This is a genomic window from Actinomyces graevenitzii C83 (assembly GCF_000239695.1).
Classification (GTDB): Bacteria; Actinomycetota; Actinomycetes; order Actinomycetales; family Actinomycetaceae; genus Actinomyces; species Actinomyces graevenitzii.
Genome location: NZ_JH470338.1, coordinates 412444 through 435918, shown reverse-complemented (window position 1 = coordinate 435918; position 23475 = coordinate 412444). Strand labels below are relative to the sequence as shown.

14 protein-coding genes are annotated in these 23475 nt (G+C 54.7%); 8 read left to right on the top strand and 6 right to left on the bottom strand.

From position 1 onward, the window contains the following. Positions 1 to 69: 69 nt before the first annotated feature. Positions 70 to 2073 (top strand): alpha/beta hydrolase family protein, encoded by a 2004-nt coding sequence (locus tag HMPREF0045_RS01930; protein ID WP_005984977.1) that lies wholly within the window; start codon positions 70 to 72, stop codon positions 2071 to 2073. Positions 2074 to 2264: 191 nt separating this feature from the next. On the opposite strand, the gene HMPREF0045_RS01925 is transcribed toward HMPREF0045_RS01930, so the two are convergent. Beyond that, positions 2265 to 2747, bottom strand: a complete 483-nt coding sequence (locus HMPREF0045_RS01925) for a hypothetical protein (protein WP_040315649.1) — start codon at positions 2745 to 2747, stop codon at positions 2265 to 2267. Positions 2748 to 2843: 96 nt separating this feature from the next. Between HMPREF0045_RS01925 and HMPREF0045_RS01920 the strand changes: the two genes are divergently transcribed. The 3 genes from HMPREF0045_RS01920 to sucB all read left to right on the top strand — a co-directional run bounded on the left by HMPREF0045_RS01920 (position 2844) and on the right by sucB (position 7670). After that, positions 2844 to 4316, top strand: coding sequence for a leucyl aminopeptidase (locus tag HMPREF0045_RS01920; protein ID WP_050807415.1), 1473 nt, complete (start codon positions 2844 to 2846; stop codon positions 4314 to 4316). Positions 4317 to 4485: 169 nt separating this feature from the next. Next, positions 4486 to 5859, top strand: a complete 1374-nt coding sequence (gene lpdA, locus HMPREF0045_RS01915; RefSeq protein WP_005984973.1) for a dihydrolipoyl dehydrogenase — start codon at positions 4486 to 4488, stop codon at positions 5857 to 5859. 20 nt (positions 5860 to 5879) lie between these two features. Beyond that, positions 5880 to 7670, top strand: coding sequence for a 2-oxoglutarate dehydrogenase, E2 component, dihydrolipoamide succinyltransferase (gene sucB, locus HMPREF0045_RS01910; RefSeq protein WP_005984972.1), 1791 nt, complete (start codon positions 5880 to 5882; stop codon positions 7668 to 7670). A gap of 242 nt (positions 7671 to 7912) precedes the next feature. Here the strand turns inward: sucB and HMPREF0045_RS01905 are convergent, their stop codons facing one another. The 4 genes from HMPREF0045_RS01905 to HMPREF0045_RS09495 form a co-directional block, all read right to left on the bottom strand. Then, positions 7913 to 9100, bottom strand: a complete 1188-nt coding sequence (locus HMPREF0045_RS01905; protein WP_462138030.1) for a DUF7824 domain-containing protein — start codon at positions 9098 to 9100, stop codon at positions 7913 to 7915. 19 nt (positions 9101 to 9119) lie between these two features. Further along, entirely contained in the window at positions 9120 to 10082 is a 963-nt protein-coding gene (locus HMPREF0045_RS11285) for a DUF6493 family protein (RefSeq protein ID WP_414105155.1), read from the bottom strand. Positions 10083 to 10381: 299 nt separating this feature from the next. Then, positions 10382 to 11752 carry an SWIM zinc finger family protein gene (locus HMPREF0045_RS01900; RefSeq protein WP_005984969.1) on the bottom strand — a complete coding sequence of 457 codons (1371 nt, stop codon included), beginning with the start codon at positions 11750 to 11752 and terminating at the stop codon, positions 10382 to 10384. Positions 11753 to 11959: 207 nt separating this feature from the next. Then, entirely contained in the window at positions 11960 to 13330 is a 1371-nt protein-coding gene (locus HMPREF0045_RS09495; RefSeq protein ID WP_005984968.1) for a protein kinase domain-containing protein, read from the bottom strand. A gap of 86 nt (positions 13331 to 13416) precedes the next feature. On the opposite strand from HMPREF0045_RS09495, the gene lipB reads away from it, so the two are divergent. The 4 genes from lipB to glnA all read left to right on the top strand — a co-directional run bounded on the left by lipB (position 13417) and on the right by glnA (position 17605). Beyond that, entirely contained in the window at positions 13417 to 14076 is a 660-nt protein-coding gene (lipB, locus tag HMPREF0045_RS01890; RefSeq protein ID WP_040315648.1) for a lipoyl(octanoyl) transferase LipB, read from the top strand. Between the two features lie 76 nt (positions 14077 to 14152). After that, complete coding sequence (locus tag HMPREF0045_RS01885; RefSeq protein WP_005984966.1) at positions 14153 to 15175, top strand: lipoyl synthase; 1023 nt, start codon at positions 14153 to 14155, stop codon at positions 15173 to 15175. Positions 15176 to 15221: 46 nt separating this feature from the next. Next, entirely contained in the window at positions 15222 to 15947 is a 726-nt protein-coding gene (locus HMPREF0045_RS01880) for a DUF4191 domain-containing protein (protein ID WP_005984965.1), read from the top strand. Between the two features lie 236 nt (positions 15948 to 16183). After that, entirely contained in the window at positions 16184 to 17605 is a 1422-nt protein-coding gene (gene glnA, locus HMPREF0045_RS01875) for a type I glutamate--ammonia ligase (RefSeq protein ID WP_005984964.1), read from the top strand. Positions 17606 to 17911: 306 nt separating this feature from the next. Here the strand turns inward: glnA and HMPREF0045_RS01870 are convergent, their stop codons facing one another. Then, a complete protein-coding gene (locus HMPREF0045_RS01870; protein WP_196793388.1) occupies positions 17912 to 23038 on the bottom strand; it encodes a DUF4011 domain-containing protein in 5127 nt (1708 codons plus the stop codon). Positions 23039 to 23475 lie beyond the last annotated feature (437 nt).

Sequence of the window (23475 nt, the reverse complement as noted above, 5' to 3'; positions counted from 1 at the left end):
TGTATAGAGCCTAAAAACCAGTTACTCTTTAGCTACGCAAACGGTTTCGAGCGTTGATTGGAAGCATCCATGACTCAACAAGCACCTTACGGTACCTGGCCATCGGCGGTGACGCCGGAGCTAATCACTTCGCGTACCGTACACCTGTCGCAACTGCGCATTGATGGCGCGGACACCTATTGGGTTGAACGCCGCTCTAACCGGGGCGGGCGTCAAGTACTACTGCGTCGTGGCAGTGACGGTTCTATTGGTGAGATTCTGCCGCCCACGCCTTCAGGTTCCCTGGTGGACGTACGTTCACGCGTGCACGAGTACGGCGGCAAGGCTTACGCCGTTAAAAATGGCGTGATTGTGGTTTGTGACGGCAACGATGGGCGTGTATACCGTTTTGACTTAAAGCGGCGTATTGCCGGCCTAGTGCCGCTAACTGGTTACGGCGAAATGCGCCATGGTGATCTAGAGATCGACGCCGCCCGTGGGCTGGTCTACGCAGTACGTGAAGACCACCGTGGAGCTGAGACTGTAAACACCCTGGTAGCTATTCCGCTCGATGGCTCTGCAGCCCGCGACGACTCCAAGGTTAAGACAATCTTTGCGGACGCAGACTTTGTGGCCTCCCCTACCCCCAGCCCCGACGGCGAACACCTAGCCTGGATCACCTGGAACAGTCCCTACATGCCTTGGGCTTACTCCACTTTGCACGTAGGTAACCTCAATGAGGATGGCACCATTGGCATCCAGCGCACGCTAGCCGATGAGGAAGGCGTATCTGTTTCTGAGCCGCGTTGGGCTGACAACGTGGATCTGTGCTTCATTTCCAACAAGTCTGGCTACCGCAACCTTTACCGCACGGAAGGCTTCCCGCCTTTGGGGGTGCACGGCGATGACTGGGCTGACCACCTGCGAGTACGCGCTCTGCACCCGATGGAGGCCACCTTCTCGCGTCCGGCTTGGGAACTGGGCCTACACTCTTACGATGTTCTCGACGGCGAACACCTGATCGCCTCTTGGGCCAGCAACGCGGTGTGGCACCTGGGCACCGTCAAGCTGTCTAATGGTGAACTTGAAGAATGGCACACCGGCTGGCAGCCTATCGGTAACGTGGCCAGTGACGGCGGGCGTGTAGTGGTTTTGGCGGCCACCGAAACCAACGGCCCCTCCATTATTGAAGTGGTCGATGGCAAGGTAACCGTGCTGCGCTCTTCAGGAGCTAGCGAGCCTGACCTGCACTCCATCGCCTTTGCTACTCCCCTAACTTGGCCCACCAGCGATGACCAGGTAGCGCACGGTTTCTTCTACCACCCCGATAATGTCGTTGAAAGCGAGGAAGGCGCCTCGGAGCTACCCCCGTTGATCGTTAATGTTCACGGTGGACCCACCAGTGCCGCAGACCCCACCTACAACCTTGGGGTGCAGTACTGGACCAGCCGTGGTTTTGCCTACCTGGACGTGAACTACCGTGGTTCTAGTGGTTTTTCCACCACTTACCGCAAGGCTATTTACGGCCGCTGGGGTGAGGTGGACGTTGCTGATGTAATCAGCGGCGCCAAGTACCTGGTGGAGCGTGGTCTGGTAGACCCCGCGCGCATCGCAGTACGCGGCGCTAGCGCCGGTGGTTTCACCGCTCTTAACGCCGCAGTTCACTCTGATGTGTTCTCTGCGGTATGCACCCGCTACGCCATCGCTGACTTGAAGCTGTTAGCCCAAAGCAAGATGCCTAAGTTTGAGGCTCACTACGTGCAAACCTTGATCGGCTATAAGGATCTAGATGATCCGGTAGTGGCCCAGCGTTCCCCCATCAACCATGTTGATGAGATTAACGCACCGCTACTACTGCTGCAGGGTAGCTCTGACCCGATCGTGCCGGTCAACCAGGCTGAATCTATGTTCGATGCTGTTGACGCTCAGGGACTGCCGGTGGCCCTAGAGATTTTCCGTGGAGAAGAGCACGGTTTCCGTCTGGCCCAAAACATTACTAAGGCTTTGGAAGCTGAGCTCAGCTTCTACTGCCAGGTTTGGGGTATCCACCGCGAGGAGAAGCTCTACTCCCCCGCGATCTTGAACCTCAAGTAAGCCTTAACGCAAAGTAGGGGCGGCTCCTTTTGGGAGCCGCCCCTACTTGTTAGCCGCTAGTCGCCGTCTAATACTAGTCACTGTCTAGAAGTTTTAATAGCCTCATGTAGGGCTTAAACCCAGGCTCAGCCTACGCATCTGGGGCTTAGTTAGTCTGGGGCTTAGCTAATCTGGCGGTTAGCAGCCTGTGCTTAGCTAGCGGTTTTTTCGGCCAGCTCACGCTTGATGTCGGTAATACGCTCAGCGTTTTGCACGATACGACGCGGATTAGAGGCCCACATCCACACTGCGCCTAGCAGGCAAGACACCAGTGGCACATAGCTTAAAGCCGCCCCGCCTCCAGCCCAGGCAGCACCATAAGTGGCCTCATTGAAAGCAAAACCGACCAGGCACTGGATGGTGGCTATAGCTAAAGCCACCCCACCTAGGATGCGCATGCGTCGCCCGTTATGCGCCACGGCCACAGCAATCACCGCGTAAACCACTACCGCTAGCCAATCCATATAGGTGCCTAGTTGGTAGTCGGTGGTGTTGAAAACCGGAATCAAGATAACTAACGCAAGCACTGCATAGAGCACCACCATTAACCTGCCCCAGCCATAAGCAGTACGACGGTCATCCTTAACCGTTCGCGCTGGTGAGGCACTTGGGGTGCACTCTTGAGTATCAGCCACGTTTACACCTTTCCCATTTGTAACCACCAGGAATTCTAACGCAACTGTGCAGCCCACACGGCCCATAAGGCCTAGAGGACGGGTAACATGAGGGGCATGAGTGAACTAATTGCTTCCAAAGAGGCACTTACCACGGTCGAGGTAAATAACTTGATCCTACTGGCTAGTGCCGGCGCCGACGGCGTCGTACTACACCTGCCCGAGCACAAGGGCTTGGAAGGGCTAGGCCAGTCAGCTGTCCAAAAACTGACTGAAACCGCTCAGGAGCTAGGTTTCAAGGCCTCACTAGACCAGGTACTGCGCCTACCCGCTGCGATTGTTTCTGGACTAAGCGCCAAGAACATTTTGCTAGTTGGTGTTGGTAAGCAGACGCTAAGCCAGGAAACGTTGCGCCGCGCGGCTGGCCGCGCCACCCGTGAACTATCTGGCACCGACAGCGCCGCTATTGCTTTCCCCACCCCCACTGCCCAAGACAGTGTGGCGGTAGCTGAAGGCGCCCTGCTGGGAGCTTATGTATGGGCTCGACGCGTGCCCGCCTCACCTGAGCCGGTAGCCAAGATTTACGTTCTAGGCGCCTGCCCTGAAGAAATTGAGCGCGCTCAGAAAGTAGTTAATGGCGTCAACATTGCCCGTGACCTAGTCAACGACCCGCCCAACAAGCTGGTTCCCGCTGATTTCGCCGAATTTGCCAAGCAAGCAGTTAAGCACCTACCGGTTGACTACCAGGTGTGGGAAGAAAAGCAGCTGGTTAAGGAAGGCTTTGGCGGCATTATCGGGGTTGGTAAGGGCTCTATTCACCCCCCGCGTCTGGTACGCGTGGACTACCACCCCAAGTCCGCTAAGTCCCACGTGGCTCTGATCGGTAAGGGCATCACCTTCGACTCGGGCGGTCTATCTATTAAGCCTGCTTCCTCCATGCCTGAGATGAAGTCGGATATGGCTGGCGCCGCTGCGGTGCTGGGTACTGTGATTGCTGCCGCCAGCTTGGGCGTAAATGTGCACGTAACTGGTTGGTTGGCTATTGCGGAGAACCTGCCTGCTAACGACGCTACTCGCCCCAGCGACGTAATCACCATGTTCAACGGCAAGACGGTTGAAGTGACCAACACCGACGCTGAAGGTCGCCTGGTTATGGCCGATGCGCTAGCGAAGGCTGTAACTGAAAACCCTGATGCCGTGCTCGACATTGCTACCCTAACCGGCGCCCAGATTGTGGCGCTGGGCAACCGCACCTCGGCCGTGATGGGCTGCGAGAGCACCCGCACTGAGGTGGTTGAAGCCGCCAAGGTTGCTGGTGAGGACTTCTGGCCCATGCCGCTACCTGAATACATGGCAGCCGAGTACGACACTCCTTTCGCTGACCTGACCAACGCCACTATGGGCAACCGTGCCGGCGGCATGCTTAAGGCTGGTTTGTTCCTTAAAGAATTTGTGGCTGACACTCCTTGGGCTCACCTGGATGTGGCCGGCCCGGCTTATAACGACGGCGCCGCCTGGGGCTACAACCTGCCTGGCGGTACCGGCGCGGGTGTACGCACCATGCTGGCCTTCATTGAGGCCAAAGCCTAAGAAAACAGCATAAATAACGACATGTCGTGACCACTATCACCGGCCGATCGGGACTACAGTCCCGATCGGCCGGGCATTTTGGCACACCTCGTTGTTAAACAATGAGACAATTAGGTCATGCACCTACCGCCCCAGTTGGGACGGACCCCCATAATGCGAGGAGCATTTCGTGACTGACACCGTGTACGACTTGGTTATCCTTGGCGCTGGTTCAGGTGGCTACGCTGCCGCCCTACGTGGCGCCCAGCTTGGCCTCAAGGTTGCCCTTATCGAAGCCGATAAGGTTGGCGGCACCTGCTTGCACCGAGGCTGCGTGCCCACTAAGGCAGTACTACATGCCGCTGAAACTGTAGATTCTTTACGTGAGGCTCCCGCCCTGGGTATTAACGCCCAGCTAACGGGAATTGACATGCCTAAAGTTAAGGCCTACAAAGACGGCATCATTAACCGTATGTATAAGGGCCTGCAGGGCCTAATTGCCTCACGCGGCATTGAGTATGTCTCCGGTTGGGGACGCCTGGTTGCCGCTGACACCGTCGAGGTTGATGGGCGTCTATACCGTGGTAAGAACGTGGTTTTGGCTACCGGTTCTACCTCTAAAACTATCGGCCAGGAGATTTCCTACCCGGTTATCACCAGTGAGCAGGCTCTGGAACTAGACCACGTACCGGCCAGCGCCATTATTTTGGGTGGTGGCGTTATTGGTGTTGAGTTCGCTTCAGCTTGGACCAGCCTAGGCAGCCAGGTCACCATTATTGAGGGCCTGCCCCACCTGGTTCCCAATGAGGATGAGGCCATTTCTAAGCAGCTTGAGCGTGCGTTCCGTAAGCGCAAGATTGCTTTCAAGACTTCCACCATGTTTGAACGCGTTGAGCGCACCGCTACCGGCGTGAAGGTGTTCACCCGTGACGGGGGCGTGTACGAGGCTGAGGTGCTGCTGATCGCCGTCGGCCGTGGCCCGGTCACCGCAAACATGGGCTTTGAGCAGGTGGGCGTAAAGATGGAGCGTGGCTTCGTGCTCACTGACGCCTACTGCCGCACTAATGTCCCTGGCGTCTGGGCTGTGGGCGACATTGTCCCCGGCGTGCAGCTAGCTCACCGTGGCTTTGCCCAGGGTATTCAGGTCGCTGAAACCATTGCTGGCCTAGAAACCCGCCCGGTTGACGACACTTTGGTTCCTAAGGTGACTTTCTGTGAGCCTGAGATTGCCTCGGTGGGTCTAAGTGAAGCTAAGGCTAAGGACAAGTACGGCGCGGACGCCGTCGTCACCAGTGAGTTCAACGTAGCCGGTAACGCTAAGAGCCAGATCCTAGGCACCCAGGGCTTCGTCAAGCTGGTAGCTCTCAAGGATGGCCCCATCGTGGGCTTCCACGCCATCGGTGCCCGCATGGGTGAGCAGGTAGGTGAAGGCCAGTTGATGGTTACTTGGGAGGCTTACGCCGACGACGTCGCCGCCCTGGTACACGCCCACCCCACTCAGAACGAGACTCTCGGCGAGGCCGCAATGGCACTTGCCGGCAAGCCCTTACACAACCACGGCTGAGATAGGTAGATAGTAAGACCATGTCACATTCCGTTGAAATGCCCGCCCTGGGCGAATCTGTAACTGAAGGCACCGTTTCTTCTTGGTACAAGGCTGTAGGCGAGCACGTCGAAGCCGATGAACCGCTGGTATCGGTGGCCACCGACAAGGTAGACACTGACGTGCCCTCCCCTGTCTCTGGTGTAGTTGAGCAGATCCTAGTTCCTGAAGATGAGACCGTTGACGTAGGCACTGTCATCGCCATTATTGGTGACGGCTCTGGCCTAGGTGGCGCCGCTGAAGCTGCGCCGGCGCCCGTGGCCGAATCGGCTCCTGCCCCGGCTGCACCTGCCCCGGCACCTGTAGCAGCAGAGCCCACCCCGGCACCAGCTGCGCCTGCTGCAACCCCGGCCCACAGTGACGACACCGCTGGCACTGAGGTAACCATGCCGGCCCTGGGTGAATCTGTAACTGAAGGCACCGTTTCTTCTTGGTACAAGGCTGTAGGCGACACCATTGAGGCTGACGAGCCGCTGGTATCGGTGGCCACTGACAAGGTAGACACCGACGTGCCCTCCCCTGTCTCCGGTGTAGTTATTAAGCTGCTGGTTCCTGAAGACGAGACCGTAGATGTTGGCACTCCTATCGCCATCATTGGCGCTCCCGGCGCTGCCCCGGCTGCGCCTGCCCCGGCACCTGTAGCAGCAGAGCCCACCCCGGCTCCCGCTCCGGCCGTACCTGCCCCGGTAGCTCCGGCTGCTCCCGCCCCGGTAGCTCAGGCACCGGCACCAGCTGTGGTAACTGAGCCCGCTCCCGCTGCAGTAGCTGAGCCGGCACCTAGCGTTGTCACTAACTCGGCCTATGTAACCCCGCTGGTACGCAAGCTGGCGCGTGAAAAGGGCGTAGACCTAAGCACCGTCACCGGTTCTGGGGTTGGTGGACGCATCCGTAAGGAAGATGTGGAAGCTAAGGCCGCCCAGATTGCCGCTGAGAAGGCTGCTCAGGAAGCCGCCGCTAAGGCTGCTGCTCAGGCTGCCGCCCAGGCTCCGGCCCCGGCTGCACCCGCCCCGGTCTCTGCAAAGCCGGCAGCTGCTAAGCCGGCTGTGGACACCACTTTGCGCGGTAAGACTGAGAAGATGAGCCGCCTGCGTCAGGTCATCTCCACCCGCATGATCGAGTCGCTGCAGACCTCTGCGCAGCTGACCACTGTGGTGGAAGTTGACGTAACCCGGATCGCTTCGCTGCGCGCTCGCGCCAAGAACGCCTTCCTGGCTGCTAACGGCACCAAGCTGACCTTCCTGCCCTTCTTCGTGCAGGCGGCCACCGAGGCGCTCAAGGCTCACCCCAAGATCAACGCCTCTATCAACGGCAAGGAAGTTACCTACCACGCGGTAGAGCACATCGGTATTGCCGTAGACACCCCGCGTGGTCTGCTGGTTCCGGTAGTTAAGAACGCTGGTGACCTGAACATTCCGGGTCTGGCTAAGCGTATTAACGACCTTGCGGCCCGCACCCGCGACAACCAGGTCAACCCGCAGGAGCTGAGCGGCTCCACCTTCACCATTACCAACACTGGTAGCGGTGGCGCCCTGTTTGACACCCCCATCATCAACCAGCCTGAAGTAGCTATTTTGGGCCTGGGGGCAATCACCAAGCAGCCGCGCGTGGTGCGTGACGCTGATGGCAACGAAACCATCGGTATCCGCTCGGTGTGCTACCTGGCTCTGTCCTACGACCACCGCCTGGTTGACGGTGCTGACGCTGCCCGTTACCTGATGACCGTCAAGAAGCGCTTGGAAGAGGGCGACTTCGCCGGCGAGCTGGGACTGTAAAACTAGAAACTGTAACCAACAGTTTCTAGGGGGGCTTGCAGCATTAGCTGCAAGCCCCCCTTTTTTATAAAACCACCCCTAGAATCCAGTCTGCACGTTATTGCTCCACCACTAGAACCGGTTGTTCTAGCGCTAGACCCAGTCCCCGGTTACTCCAGTGCTAGAGCCGACTGTTAGGACGCATTGGCCACAGTAACCGCCAAGCTGTGGTCAGCCACCAAGCTGTGGTCAACCGCCAAGTCCTAATCAACCGCGAGCGCTGTGGGGTTTTTGGTGTCTAGTTGTTTTAGGGTGTGGGCGTATTTGGCTGTTTGGGTTGTGCCGGTGATTTGGTTTAGCCAGGTGTGGGTGTTTTGGTTTAGTGGGGGTGCCCAGCCTTGGGTTTGGGCGTGGGTGTATTGGGTGGTGGTTGTGGCTAGGAGTTTGTTGATGCCGGGTTGGTTTGGGTTCAGGGTTGGGAGTATGTCTAGTAGTAGTTTGAGGCTTAGTTGTGGGTTGAGGTTTGCTAGGTCGTTGAAGGCTTGTGCCCAGCGGTTTAGTTTTATGGTTTTGGCTGTGGTGAGGAAGGCGGTGAGTGTGTCGTTGTAGTTGAGTTGTTGGTGTGTGGTGAGGTTGTTGAGGGTTTCGGTGCCGAGTGTGCGTAGTTCGGTTTTGTTTTCGCCCATGGCTAGGGGTAGTAGTTGGGCGGTGAGTGGGTCTAGGTGGTTGGTGTGTTGGGTTATGGCTTGGTAGCAGTTTGGGGTTAGTTGTTGGCTGTCTTGTTTGTACCATTGGCTGGTTAGTAGGCAGATGGTTAGGTGGCGTGGGTTGGTGGGGTGGGTGTATTGGTGGGGTTCAATGTCTGTGCCGGTGTTGGTGGTGTCTGTTAGGGGGGTTAGTTGTGGGTTTGTGGGTGGGGTGGGGGTGTTTATTTGGGGGCGCCAGTAGGCGTAGATGGGGGTGTTGTTTTTGGTTTTGGGTGTGCCGGTGCGTGGGTTGTAGGCTTGTTGGCCGACCCATGTGATGGTTATGGTGTTTAGGTATTTTTGGGCTTGTTTGGCTAGGGTGCCGTTTAGGGCTTGGGTTATTTGTTTGGTTTGGTTGGGGGGTAGTTTGTGGCTGTGTTGGTTTAGTAGGTTTTGGGCGGTTGGGGTGTCGGGGTGGTTGGGGTTTAGGCGTAGTAGGGCTTGGGTTAGGTCGGCTGGGGGTGGGTTGGTGGTGGTGTTTTGTAGGGTGCGTTGTACTAGGGTTAGTGGGTTTATGGTTCCGTCGTTGTGGGTGGGGGTGGCGAGGAGTTGGTAGGTTTGGTGGTTTTTTAGTAGGGCGCCGATTTCGTTGATTCTTTGGCGCATTAGGGTTGGTATTTGTGTTTCTAGGTTGTTGAGGGTTGAGGCTAGTTGTTTTTGGGTTGTGGTTTGGGGGTTGAGGGCTAGTTGTAGGAGGAGTCCGATTATTTGTTTTGGTCTGGGTTTACCTTTGGCTAGGCGTGTGGCTAGTTTGGTTAGGGGTTGGGTGGGTTGGATTGGGTTGGTGGCTAGGTAGTTGAGTAGTAGTTCGAAGTTGAGGCCTAGTTTTTCTTCTTGGGCTATTAGGGTTGTTTGCCCGTATAGGTTGTGGCTGGTTATGGGGGTTAGTTTGGTTGTTTGGGTGGGTGGGGTTGTGATTGGTGACGGCGTTGGTGCGTTGGGTTTTGGGGTGGGTTCTGCTGTGTTGGTGTTTGTTGGGTCTTGGGGGGTGGGGGTGGTTAGTGTGGCCTGTAGTTTTTGGGCTGTGGGTTGTGTTAGGGGGTCTAGCTGGGTTTGGGCTAGTAGTTGGGTTAGTTGTGTTGGTTCGATGAGTTTGGCTTTGAGGCTTTGTTCGGCTAGGTCTAGGGCTAGGCGCTGGACTTGGGGGTGTGGGAATGTTAGGGCTAGGTCTAGTAGGGGCTGTATTTGGTTTGGGTTTATGGCGTTGAGGTTGTCTAGCAGGATTTTTTAGTACCCCGACGGCGTTGGTTTTGGTGCCTGTTAGTGCGCCTGGGCAGTGGTGTAGGAAAAGGGTGGTGTCTAGTTGGTTGGTGTGGGAGGTTTTTGCTAGTTCGTTTACTGCCAGGGTGGTGGTGGCTGTGATTGGGCTTGTTAGCAGTGCACATAGGGGTGCTTGACGTGAAGCTGCTTCGTTTGGGGTCATTGCTAGCATGCGTAAAGTGCGTGAATACCAGCCGGCTCGGGTGGCGGGAAAGTCTGCGGCTAGCATTTGTAAAAGCGTATCTAGTAGCTGGTCGCGTTCAATTAGGCCTTCGTCGATACAGGTTTTTAGTGTGCGTGACCAGCCCATTGTGCCGGCGGGGCGGGTGGCGGAGTTGTCGCATTTGGCTAGGGATAGGCCTTGGTTGCCTTCTTGGGCTAGCATGAGCCACACTAGTTTTTGGCGTAGGTGTTTATCTGCGCGCATAAGTGGCATCTGCAGGGCGGGGGTTAGGCCAATTAGGGCCGTCTGGTAGGTTTGGTTGTACTCTAGGTTTAGCTCGCCATGCATTTGGGCTAGGTGTATGAACCCTATGCCAGCTATCCAGTAGGAGTCTGTTTTGGCGCATAGTTGTAGTTGTGATGCTTCTGGTGGGCCTTGGTTGATTTCAACCATGCGTTTGTAGACTTGCTCTAGGGTGAACTGGTCTGGGTGGGTGTCTACCCAATGGTCTAGGGCCCAAAAGTCTTGGCATTGGTCTAGTTGTTGTGGCCGGCGTTTTGGGTTCATTTGTTTTCCTTAAGTTTTAGGTATACGGCTAAAACATGTTTGCATGGGCCCCGTCCGCCCCGGTGTTTTAGCCACCAGGGGCAGGTGCACTGGTAGGCGCCTATATTAAGACGGTTCTGGGGGGCTTGTACCTGGTAGTGGTTGGCGTCTGAAACTACCTGGTAGCACAGATTGTTTTGGGGTCTGATAGCTCCCTTATCTAGTAGTGCGCGCGCCCCGGCTAGGCGTGGATGCATGGCTTCTAGCGTGTCTTTAACCGGTAAGGGGCGGTGAAAGTAGCTGGAGTTGGTTACATCAAAACCCACTTGGCCACTAGCGGCCAGCAAAGCCAGTGCCGCAGCTACCCGCTGCTTGCTAAGCCCCACTTGGATAGCTATCTCGGGCACATCAATACGCCCTTGGAAAGATAGCAGGGTGTTAAGCCAGGCGGCGTCGTCTTTTTCAGGGGCGGAGCCTAGTAGTGCAAGCGTTGCCCCTTCCCCCGAAAAACCACGTGTTTTAGCGGGGCTAAGCCCAACATTTAGCCGTGCCCCGGGCAGGTGCGCCACCCACAGGCTAGCCACTGCTTCACTGTTTTCGCCAACGCTAGGCCCATAGGCTTCTAGACAAGTTACCTGATGCATTAAAGGCTCAAACACTCGCAGCCGCTCAGGGCCGGCCACGCACACGCTAGCCGGGGTGGGGGTTGTGCCCAGGCGCAGGCCTCGTAAGGCTTTAGCCGCCCACATCACGCAGCCGGTAGAGCTAGAGCGCGGCAGGGCGCGAATAAAAGCCCGCGCCTGGGTGGCGTCTAACCGATGCACTAAAGCCATATTTGAACTAAGCACCTGGGTTTGGGCAAAACTTTTAAGCCACCGCTGCGTCAAAGGTACTTTTTCTTCATGTACCTGGTAATCCAAAGTGGTGGCTTTTAACCCTGCCTGACCCACGCTCAGGTGTAAAGGCTCCCCTACCCGCAGTGACGCTAAGGCCGCACGTAAAGGCTGGTTAACATCCACATTAGTTACCCCCACCCCCAAATGGGTGGCATCCAAGGCGGCCTTGTCAACGTCCAGGCGCGCATAGACCCCACAGCAGGCACTGAAAGATTCAAAACGCAGGCCCTCATCTGTGCTAGTAACCACCGGGTCAAGTGTGCCTGTAGGTTCACCGCCACGCCCCATAGTGGGGGGCGTGTAAAACCTGGTGCGTGCCAGGCGTGCCACCGCTAACAGGCCGGCCCCAACCACGTCAGGGTGGCGCATAAAACCAGAGAAAAAATAAGGATTAGCTACCTGCCCGCTAGGGGTAAAGCCACCAGAAGTAGCTAAAGTGAGACCGCCCGCGTCCAGGCGTGAAGGGGCAAGGTAACGGTAGGTCAGCTCCATGGCGCCCCCTTGACATAAATCCTAGCTTCAGGCTAACACAAACAAAGCCCTAAACAGCCAAACCCAAAGCCATGACAGTGTCAAATGGCGCTCGCGGCTTTAGACCGTCGCGTCGCTCGCCGCAAACCAGTGCCTTGCAAAAACCACTGACGCACCCCACAGTCACAAGCCCCACAACAGCTTAAGGCAGCCCCGGGCCCAGGCGGGTTAGTAAACCTCTACTAGGCGCCAGGGGGAAGAAAGTAGTACGAAAGTTTGATACTTAGGTTCTGGGGCGTCTACTTGACGTGATTGGCCGTTTTCGGTGCGTGTAGTGGCGCTTTGTGTTACTCGTGCCCGCCAAGCTTGGGCGCCAGGGTATTTAGAAGCTAAATGCTCGGGCACGGCCACGGCCGTAAAATCATCTAGGGTTGTTTTAAGTCCCGTGATTTTAACGTTTTTAGCTTTAAGCTGGCTCATCAGGTTAGCGTCGTCCTTGGCTACGGTGGAGCCTGGCTCGCTGACAGTAGCCATTTTCTTGTCGTCAAGCCCCATAATGGCCTGGTCGCGTTGACTGGCTAAAGACTGCAACGCGACCCTGGGGTCTGCGTCTGCGTCTAGTGTGGCTGAGGAGCTAACCACTGGGGCGGGGTCGGTATCTAACCAGCCTGAGTGGGGTAGCCAAACTCCAACGCCTACAGCTAAAGCTGCCACCACCGCTAAAGTGATGAAGCTGAAGTAGCGTTTTCTGCTTTCCATGGCGCGTGGCAAGTAGCGGGTGGGTTCACGTACTGCCCTATCACGCAGCGCATTGGCCGCTAAAGCGTCAGCGTTGCCTCGCCTAATTGGTTGGGGGGCACCTAGCTCGGCAGCTCTAGCTGCCGCTGTGCGGGCACTAATACGCTCAGCTGGGTCAGTGCGACACATCGAAGAAGTAATTGCGCTTAGTCGCGGCGGTGCGTAATCACCAGCTGCTTCCTGCAGCACCACGCCTAGTGAATAAACATCACCGGCGGCGCTGTGACCGCCATAGGCTCCTTCAGGTGGGGTATAGCGGCGTGTACCAATCTGCCCATAGGCGGTAAGTAAATCGATCAGTTTCACTGACCCATCTGGCAGCACCAAAACATTGGCGGGGGAAATATCGCCGTGTACCAGGCGGTTTTCGTGCAGGTAGGCCAGGGCTGTGGCTGCCTGGTCTAGTAGCGTAGCCAGCTCTCCCGGCTCCAGGGTGCGTCCGCCGGCTAAAATGACTGCTAGGTTAGTGGACTCTACCCAGCGGCTGACAATGGCTACCTTTTCGGGGCCAGCTTGGCGGATTTCAATAACATCCTCAATGCCATGGTGGCTTACCGGCAGCAGACGGCGGGCTTTAATTTCGGCGTCGTCACCACGTTTACAAATACGGATAACCACATGGCGGCCGTTACGGTCCAGGCAGCGGCGCGGCACCAACCCATTTTCACCGCCCAACGTGCCACCAATAGTGAAACCCTGTTTCTGTAAAGCCTTAGTGGCACGCTCATCCCACAAGGCACCCACCTTGGGAACCTTGATCCCCGTCTTTACGGGTTGTGAAGGAGAGCGTCGTTTAAACATGGTTTCCTTTAACGTAACAACTGAATTCTATCCGCCGTTAAGAAACGGTATCAAAGCTTGGGTCAGGTTGTAATAGAGTTACAGGCGTGGAGCAGGTTGTGACTACGGGATTAATCCCCTACCGTCAAGGTTGGCAGCTCCAACACGATTATGTCACGCAAATTGCCTCTGGGCAGCGAAAATCAACCATAATCTGGGTTGAACACGAACCGGTTTACACCGTGGGTAAACGCACCCACTCCTGGGAGCGCCCCAGCGGTGACCTGGTTGGTGGCGTAGAGGTTATTGACGTTGACCGTGGGGGCAAAACCACCTGGCATGGGCCTGGGCAGCTGACAGTTTATCCTCTAATAAAGCTAGCCCACCTAGATGTTATTGAGTACGTGCGTGCTTTAGAAGGCGCCGTCATGCAGTATTTAGCCTCCCTGGGGCTGGGCGCTATACGAGTACCCCAGCGCTCTGGGGTGTGGCTGCCCGCTGACGAACAACGCCCAGAACGTAAAATTTGCGCCCTGGGAGTGCGCGTTACACGCGGGGTAACCATGCACGGCATTGGTTTAAACGTGAATCCTGACCTGGAAGCTTTTAGCCTAGAGCGGATCATTCCCTGCGGCATTAGCGACGCCGGAGTTACCTCCCTGGCCGCTGAGCTGCCTGGGAATTGGTCTGTTAACGAGGTTGCCAACCAGCTACGTCCCTACTTGGAAGAGCACCTGAGCCCGCTAGCGGATCCAAAATCACTATAAACCGCGATCCCACCAGGGAAAAAAGTCCTAAAATAGTTGTTACGGCTAAGCACAGACCGGACGTAAAGGAAGATTCGTGACCAACCCAGTAAATCCGGCAGGACGTAGGCTACTGCGTGTAGAAGCACGCAACGCTCAGGTTCCTATCGAAAAAAAGCCTTCCTGGATCCGTACCAAGGCGGTTGTGGGCGACACCTATAAAGACGTACGTAAACTTGTGCGCGAAAAGAAACTACACACTGTTTGCGCCGAAGCTAACTGCCCTAACGTTTATGAATGCTGGAACGACCGCGAAGCTACCTTCCTGGTAGGTGGCGGGGTATGCACACGCCGCTGCGACTTTTGCGATATCGCTACCGGCCGCCCAGGTACTTTCGACCGTGAAGAGCCCGCCCGAGTAGGGGCGTCCGTAGCCGACATGCAGCTACGTTATGCCACCGTCACCGGGGTTGCTCGCGATGACTTGGACGACGGCGGGGCCTGGCTTTACGCCGAAACTGCCCGCCAGATCCGCGCCCAGTCCCCCGGCACCGGCGTGGAGCTACTAATCCCTGATTTTCGGGTAAACCCCAAGCATTTGGACGAGGTTTTCTCCTCACGCCCCGAAGTTTTAGGCCACAACCTAGAAACCGTGCCGCGCATCATTAAACAAATTCGTCCCGCTTTCTCCTATGAGGGCTCACTGGAGGTAATCACCCGCGCCCACGAGGCTGGGTTGGTGACCAAATCCAACCTGATTTTAGGTATGGGTGAGCAGCCTGACGAGATTGAAGATGCCCTAGCTGACCTGGTAGATGCCGGCTGTGACATCCTGACCATCACCCAGTACCTGCGCCCCTCACGACTACACCACCCCATTGACCGGTGGGTTAAACCCCAAGAGTTTGTGGCTCTAGCTAAATTAGCGGAGCAGATGGGCTTTGCGGCAGTTATGAGCGGCCCCATGGTGCGCTCTTCCTACCGCGCCGGGCTGTTGTGGGGGCGGGCCATGCTTAAACGCGGCTGGCCTATCCCTGAGCACCTAAGTGACCTGGCCAAACCGGTTACCACCATGCAAGAAGCCAGCTCGCTACTAGCACATCAAGGCTTAGCTAGCTAAGGGACGTTTTATTGGTTAAAGCACCAAATCGTTTATCCTTATACATGTGAGTGAGAAAACCCCAGCTACCAAGAAGAAGCGCCTGGCGCGCATCCGTACCTTCGCCCGAAACCTGAAGGACGCCTACACAATTTCAAAGCGCACCTACCCCTGGGTAGGTTGGGCCCTGCTGGGTGTGTTAGTGGCCTTCCTAGCCCTGGCTGTAGCCATTTCTGTGGCCAGCGGCCAGCCGCTGTGGTACTGGATTTTGATGGCGCTTTTGGTTATCGCCGCCATTGACCTGATGATTTTGTCATGGACCGTCAGGCGCGCCTCCTACAGCCAGATCGAGGGTATGCCCGGCGCCGCCAAAGCCGTACTCGACCAGCTACCACGCGGCTGGACCCTGGAAGAAAACCCAGTGTTCATTAACCAAAAGAACCGTGACGTGGTGTGGCGCATGGTTGGCCGCCCCGGCGTGGTACTAATCGTTGAGGCCCCTCACTCTCGCGCCGGCAAGCTCATCAATGAGGAAACCCGCAAAGTCAACCGCGTAGTTCCCAACGTTGCGGTACACGCCATTGAGGTAGGCACAGAAGACGGCCAGGTACGCCTGATCGAACTAACCAAGCGCCTACGTAAACTACCCACCAAACCCAAGTACCTCACCAGCGTCGAAATTACTCGCGTCTCCCAGCGTCTTAGCACCATTGGTTCTAACGGCCTGCCCATCCCCAAGGGCATGGACCCACGCAAAGCCCGCATTAACCGCCGCGCACTGCGTGGACGCTAAAGTTCACTAGCCCCACAGCCGCTGACCGACAAAGTCAGCGGCTACTTTTTTTTATCCCTACATTTAGCCCCCTGCCAGCTAGGAACTTCGTCCCGAGCAGCAGTTTTTAGGCTAAGAACCACTTTGTATGAAACAAACTGTTTACATTGTCTCTATGGTTTCGTCACTTGTAGCGGTTAGAGTGTTTATGTCGCAAACAGCGGCTGCCCATTCCCTAGGCTACTTAAGAGGAACATATGTTCGCGGATGCGCGCCAGGCAGAGGAATACATTAAGTCAGAGGGCGTCGAGTTCATTGACGTTCGCTTCTGTGACTTGCCGGGGGTGATGCAGCACTTCACTATCCCCGCCCACACTTTAGGCGATGCGCTAGAAGACGGCGTAATGTTTGATGGTTCTTCCATCCGTGGTTTTACCTCCATTGAAAAGTCAGACATGAAGCTAGTGCCTGACCTATCAACCGCCTACCTAGACCCCTTCCGGGACGCTAAAACACTAATCGTTAACTTCCGCGTGGTTGACCCCTTCACTGACGAGTCTTTCTCTCGCGACCCGCGCTCTGTTGCCGCTAAAGCCGAGGCCTACCTGCGCTCCACCGGCATCGCTGACACCTGCTACATCGGCGCTGAAGCCGAGTTCTACCTGCTAGATTCCATCCGCTACCAGGTCAGCCCCGAGCACACCTTCTACCAGCTAGACTCCTCCGAAGGTCACTGGGCCACCGGCCGTGACGAAGAGGGCGGCAACCAGGGTTACAAGACCGCGCTTAAAGGCGGCTACTTCCCCGTCTCCCCCAACGACCAAAACGCAGACCTGCGCGACGAAATGGTGCGCTACTGCCAGGAAGTTGGCCTAGACATTGAGCGCGCTCACCACGAGGTAGGCTCTGGCGGCCAGCAGGAAATCAACTACCGTTTCAACTCTCTGCTTGCTGCCGGTGACGACATGATGAAGTTCAAGTACGTCATCAAGAACGCCGCCTGGCAGGCTGGTAAGACCGCCACCTTCATGCCCAAGCCGGTAGCTGGCGACAACGGCTCTGGTATGCACTGCCACCACTCACTTTGGAAAGATGGCAAGCCGCTGTTCTTCGACGAGCGCGGCTACGGTCAGCTTTCGGATCTAGCCCGCTGGTACATTGGCGGTATTTTGGAGCACGCCCCGGCGCTGCTAGCCTTCACCAACCCCTCGGTTAACTCTTTCCGCCGTCTAGTTCCGGGCTTTGAAGCCCCGGTCAACCTGGTTTACTCGGCCCGTAACCGTTCCGCCTGTATCCGTATCCCGGTCACCGGCACCTCCCCCAAGGCCAAGCGTATCGAATACCGCGTGCCCGACCCTTCGGCTAACCCCTACCTGTGCTTCGCCGCAGTACTAATGGCCGGTATCGACGGTATCCGTAACCGCATTGAGCCACGCGAACCTATCGACAAGGACCTCTACGAGCTCAGCCCCGAAGAGTACTTCGACATCGAAAAGCTACCCTACTCTTTGGACCAGGCCCTAGACGCCCTAGAGGCTGACTACGACTTCCTCACCGAAGGTGACGTATTCACCCCCGACCTGATCGAAACCTGGGTCAAGTACAAGCGCGACAACGAAATTCAGCCGCTACGCGCCCTACCCCACCCGCTAGAGTTCCAGCTCTACTACGACCTGTAAACCACGGGTTAACTACGCGCCGCCAAGACAGTTACTAGTCACTGTCTAGCTAGCGGTAGTTTAAGACTGCTCCGGGATTTTCCGTTTAGGAACTGCCCGGAGCAGTCTTTTTACGCGCCCGCTACCTTTAACGACGACGCAGGGGCCGACATCGATAAGCGCCTTCCCTTTTTAGAGGCAGCCAGCGGCGCCGTCGTTATCAAAAGTCAGGGCGTCACCATAAGCGACTGGTGGAGATAGCTCCGCCAGCGACGTCGGTGCCAAGGTCAGCGACGAAGCAGGGGCTGGCAGCGGCGCCGACCACAACTAATCCCATAAACACTCGCCCTTTAACTTTTCCTCCAGGTGGCTAGTTAAAGCATCAGCGTATTGCTCAATCCCCTCAGTCAACAGCGGGGTGTAGACGCGAATAGTTTTGATCCAGCCAAGCTTTTGCTCCAAAAACAACGGCGTCAGTTCCCGGTCAGTGACTGTAGCCAAATTAGCCCAACGCTTACTGTCCATAATCAAGGCGAACTGCCAGTTTTCCTGGCCAGGTTTGCGCAGCGCAATATCAACCTTATAGGCGCTTAACCCATAATCGTTTTGCACTTGCCAGCCTCGCTCACGCAAAGCTTTAGCCAAAAGATCACGAAGTAAAATCTCCTGCCTATCGCCGCGAGTTGAGGTATCTGTTTTAACCCCATCCCTGGCCAGCAGCAAATAGTCACGCAAATCTTGCAAACCCTGGGCGGAGTTTTTAGTTAGCTGCATGTCTTCAGGGTCAAACGAAGCAAACACCACCACGGCGGTGCGCGCACGCGTGACGGCCACATTCAACCGGCGCTGACCACCTTGACGGTTAAGCGGCCCAAAATTCAGCGGCAGACGATTCTTTAACGGGTCCTTTGAAAAACCCACACTCATTAAAATTACGTCGCGCTCATCACCCTGCACGTTTTCTAGATTCTTAACGAAAATAGTTTTATCGGGGGCCACCCCCTCCCCCGGCATATGCTCAGCAATTAGCGGATCATCGCTTTCTTCAAGCAAAGTGGTAATTAAATCCATCTGCTTGGCGTTCATAGTTACCACGCCCAGGCTTTGATCCTTAGTTAGCGGATCGTTTAGGCGCCGCGAAATTTCCTCAATGATAGCTTTAGCTTCCACCTCGTTAGTGTTTAGCTTATTGGCTTGGTAGTGGGGGTCTGCTTTACGCATGAAGTGGCCATCTACCCGGCGCCAGAAGATGCCCGTGCCCGGCATTTGCCCGGCGGCAGGCAAAGTGGCCAGCTCATTAGAGTAGTAGTGCTGGTTTGAAAAAGCGATCAAAGATTCTGTCTGGGAGCGGTAATGCCAAGTCAACATTAGGCTTGGCAGACGCACTTCCATGGCCTCATCCAAAATTGACTCTAAATCGTTAATGGTTTCGCTATCTTCAGCCATGTCATCGTCTTGATTGGCGGCAAAGAAGTTAGTGGGAGGCATCTGTTTATTGTCACCCACAATCACTGCGGCTTTAGCGCGCCCAATCGCACCCATAGCTTGAGGCACGGTCACCTGGGAGGCTTCATCAAAAACCACCAGGTCAAACATGAGCGCACCTGGCTCAATGTGGGTGGCTAGACTGGCAGGCGAGGCCATTACACACGGAGTGGCGCTTAAAATTTGCTGGCCGTATTTGGAAAACAGTGTACGGATAGAAGCCGAGTTACGTTTAGCGTCAAGCTGCATACGTAGCTGCTGCGTGTCTTGGTCTGGTTGGTTAGTCCAGCCTCTGGCCTCAAAGAGTTTGGCGGGTAAAACTTGGCGGTACATGTCGCGTACCTGCTGCCAGTTTTTGTTGGTATTTTGCGTTAGCTCTTGCTGCTCGACGTCATCGAAATTATCTAGCTCAAAAGCCGCCAGTCTCTCCTCAATTGACTGAGCACACAGAGCCAGCTCTAGGGAAGCCTCCACCTGGGCCGGGGTTAACTTCTGGTGTTTGAGGTAGCCGGCAAGCTCATCTAAACCTTTGCTTTCTAAAGCTTGGATAGCTTTGTTTAGCCGCGCCACTTGGCGCAGTTTGGGCAAATCCTGCTCTACCTGCTGGCCGCGTTGTATCCACTGGTCAATATGGGTTTTTAGTTCCTGGCCGCCAAGATTGCATTCAGGGGCCTGGGTTAGCTCACGCCAGGTGCGCTCAGAGGACTCTAGCTGCCTAAGGGCTTGCCTTAGCTCAGCCAGTTCGCCCGCATCCCACAACCAAATCGGTAGCTTTTCTTGTAGCTCTAGCGAGGCTTGGAAATCTTCCAGGCGCTGCACAAAATCGTTATCCCAAAGCATCAGGCGCTTTTTTAGCTCAGGTAGCTGATCGAGTTGGTCAAGGATATGGGACATCTGGACACGCAAGGCGCGCATCTGCCCTACCGACTCCATAACTTTTTTAGGCCGGTAAGTTTTAACAAGCTTTTTTTGCGCAGTTACCGCAAGTTCAGCCTGCAGGGCGCCTGCCAGTATGGAGGCAAAGTGGCGACGACGTGCTCGCCTACCCAGCTTCCAGCTTCTAGCCTGGGTGGCGGCTTGTTCTAGCTGGTCAAGATCACCGATTTCAATAAAAGCTTGCGAGTAAGTAGCTAGCAGGGCTTCGAGTAGGTCTTTAAGTGAGCGAGCCTGGCTTACCACTGTTTTAATTAGCGCCAGCGTATCTTCAACTTCTTCACGCTGGGGGCGGCTAAGTAACTGTTTTTGGTTAACAGCCAGGAATGAGTCTAGGTCCTCCCCTGTTTTAGATGCGCTTAGCTCACCGGCAATGAGCTGGTCAAAAGCGCTAGTTTCTGCCAGCTCAGCGCAGGCGGCAGACAGATTTAAGGCAGCTTCTTTAAGACTATTTAGTGAGCCGCTTAGGTCGAAGCCTTCCCACCTGGCTAGTAGCTCAGGATCAACCCAGTTTTTAGCCACATCCTTCACTAAACCTTCAAGCTCGTCTGGGCTAGGGTTTGGATTTTGGGCATAACCGCTTGGCAGGCAGATAAGCTTTGCATCATCATTACGCTTAATATCTTCGCTTAACGTTAATGCTCCCCAAAGTGATTTATTAAGTTTGTTTGGGGTGTGAATAGCATCAGAATATTTCTGTAACGCGTTTATATCCTCAACTAGCCTTGACTTACGTAACTGCCAGCGTTCAGGTTCATAGCTGTATTTAGCGTCAATGGCAGCTTTAATTTGATTGCGTACAGCTTTGTTAACATTGTCGGTTCCGTGCATGTCTAGCACGAATTTACTTAAACCTATGTCTTCTAAGCGAACCTTGACAACGTCTAGCGCCGCCTGTTTTTCTGCCACAAATAGCACCTTTTTACCAGCCACTAGGTTGGCGGCAATTAGGTTAGTGATAGTCTGACTTTTGCCAGTTCCAGGCGGGCCTTGCAATACAAAACTACGGCCACTTGTGGCAGCTACGACTGCTTGTAACTGAGAGCCATCAGCAGCAATTGGTAAAATATTTTTAGTTTCATCGGTCTTAAGAGTGCTTATATCGCTGTCCCCATTGGGATCTAGGAAAGCACGCCCAGAACTGGTAGCGATATGGGTGAAAACTGGAGAAGCCATAAACTTTTCCCAGCACTCCCCCATATCTTTCCACATGTTAAAGGTTGAGAAGTTAGCGATGAACAAGTATGCCGTCTGTGACACCTTCATCTCGCTGTTAGCCTCTACCAGCTCACGGCTTATTGCCGTAAACATCTGCAAAATGTCTAGCTCAAGGTTATCTTCAGGTAGCTCATTAAGTGTAACCAGCGTTAAGCCATATTCTTTTTTCAGCCATTCAGATAGGCAATAATTAGGGATTATTTCACCTTCGCCATCACATTTGATTTTGAAGGGAGCCATTTTAGATGATCGTTCCAGCTTAACTGGAACTAAAAATAGTGGGGCTTTGTTGGTTCTACCTGCCTTAGCGTAGGTTAGTTCCCCTAAGCTTAAGTATAGGTTAGCGTTGCCGGTTTCTTCAGCCAGCATCAACGATTTTTTCTTCAGTTCATTTAAGCCGTTAGTGTAGGTGGAGCGATTAGTGTCAATATGGACTTTGTGTTGATCTAATAATTTATTGCGAAGGGCTTGATCTGACAGCTGTGTGGCATCATCAATGCCTTTACCCCTATCAAATGGGTCAATCGCTTTCATATCCTTTAAGGACAGGCTGTGACCGGCAAGAATTAGCTGCTCTAGTTCAGCTAGCATACCTTGACGTAGCTCTAATTTATAAGCTTTAGTTTTAAGACTTAGCAAAGGGTTAGTTAGTTTTAGATCTAGCAGTCGTCGCTGCCAGTCTTGCACCCGGTGAGGTGGCTCAGCTGAATTATCTACCTTTAAGTCTTGCCCTGGCGCTTCAATTTGCTCTAGAGCTTCAATATTTTCGGCAACTTTGCCCTGTTTTCCACTACTATTATCAGCCAGAACCGTAGCATCGGGAACTACTTCAGCTGCGCCGTCGCTGTTAGCTAGGGCGCAATTGCTGGCCATAATTTCCTCAGCATCAAAGCCCTCTATAGATTCATTGATAGGCAACTCTGCAACATGGTTTTTAAGATGCGAACATACATCTACCAGTCCCTGTGCTAACTCAAAATATTTTTCAGCCTCTGCAACGGCTTTTTCAAAAGGTACTCGATTAAGTGCCTGCACTGGATCAAAGGTCAATAATTTTTTACCGCGTAGATAATTCTGCGGCTTCATTTTGCCTTGCACTACTGCAGAATTTAAGGGGCGTTCTAGGTTTACTGCAGCTAATAGTCTACCGCGCGCTATAACTAATACTGGTTCTAGTCGGCAAGCTGCGGCTATGGCCGAATACAGTAGGACTAGTTCCGAGGCCGTGGCTGTGCCTTGTCGCAAAACCTCACCTGAAGTTCGCAGACGCACTACTGGCACTTGCCAACTTTCTTCTCCAGCAGTAATCGAAATGTTTGTTGCTGCTGTTGAGTTAGCGCTGTGATCTGGTTGAAATTCAAATTGGCCAAGTACTTGATAACAGGCTTCAGCTAAATTTTTCAGCTCTTGACGCCCTGAACTTGCTGGTTGGGTATCTAGTAGTTCCTGTACTTGTTCACGCAATCGCTTTAGAGCTGGGTCTTGAGTTTGCACGTAGCTGGCAAGCATGCCCCAAAGCTCAGGTAGTAGCAAAAACTCTGTGTTGGCCAGGATTTTAAGCGGGAACTCTTCGCTAACACTCTTACCCAAGGACTCAACGGTTACTACCAAGGTGCCTTCGCGCTGTTCAGGTAGGGCGCCTAAAGCATCAGGGTTTACGTGGGATTTGGAGCGCAAATCCCATTGATGAGCACGTTCAGAGATCTTTTTAGTTATAACAATTGGTGTAAATAATTGTTTACCTTGAAACTTAGCACAAATCGATACTTTGGCATCTAAGGCATCGATCCCACTACCATCGGCTTTACTTAGTTCCACACTTGCAACCAGTCCTAGCTTAGCTCTGGCCATTACTCGACCGGTTGCTGGCATGTAGCGCAAAGTGGCAACAAGCGGACCGCAGTGTACTTCGACCTGTTGATAGTGCTCCATTTAAACCTCAACGTAAGCAGTGTTGATAAGCTCCCCTATCTTACATATGCCGCTTGGTGGCTTTTACGGGTTTCTTTTATTTCTAAGATCACAGTTTTAGGGAGCTAGTTAAGCGACAGAAGCCTAAAGCCAACTTAGGGCCCAGCTGGACAGCGTTGACAACGCCCAGCTGGGCAGCGTTGACAACATTGCCAAGCCATCTCCAATCAACCCAACATCACGCATCCAACCAACCCAACATTAGGGGCGCACCAGAAGAACTCAGCAGGAAGGGTTGGCGAGCAAGGCTACGGGAAGGGTTGGCGGACAGGAGCATTGAAGAG

Excerpts from the sequence above, each read along its gene's own strand:
- sucB (WP_005984972.1), top strand. The coding sequence starts at position 5,880 with ATGTCACATTCCGTTGAAATGCCCGCCCTGGGCGAATCTGTAACTGAA.
- HMPREF0045_RS01930 (WP_005984977.1), top strand. The coding sequence starts at position 70 with ATGACTCAACAAGCACCTTACGGTACCTGGCCATCGGCGGTGACGCCG.
- HMPREF0045_RS01900 (WP_005984969.1), bottom strand. The coding sequence starts at position 11,752 with ATGGAGCTGACCTACCGTTACCTTGCCCCTTCACGCCTGGACGCGGGC.
- HMPREF0045_RS01920 (WP_050807415.1), top strand. The coding sequence starts at position 2,844 with ATGAGTGAACTAATTGCTTCCAAAGAGGCACTTACCACGGTCGAGGTA.
- glnA (WP_005984964.1), top strand. The coding sequence starts at position 16,184 with ATGTTCGCGGATGCGCGCCAGGCAGAGGAATACATTAAGTCAGAGGGC.
- HMPREF0045_RS11285 (WP_414105155.1), bottom strand. The coding sequence starts at position 10,082 with ATGCGCGCAGATAAACACCTACGCCAAAAACTAGTGTGGCTCATGCTA.
- HMPREF0045_RS09495 (WP_005984968.1), bottom strand. The coding sequence starts at position 13,330 with ATGTTTAAACGACGCTCTCCTTCACAACCCGTAAAGACGGGGATCAAG.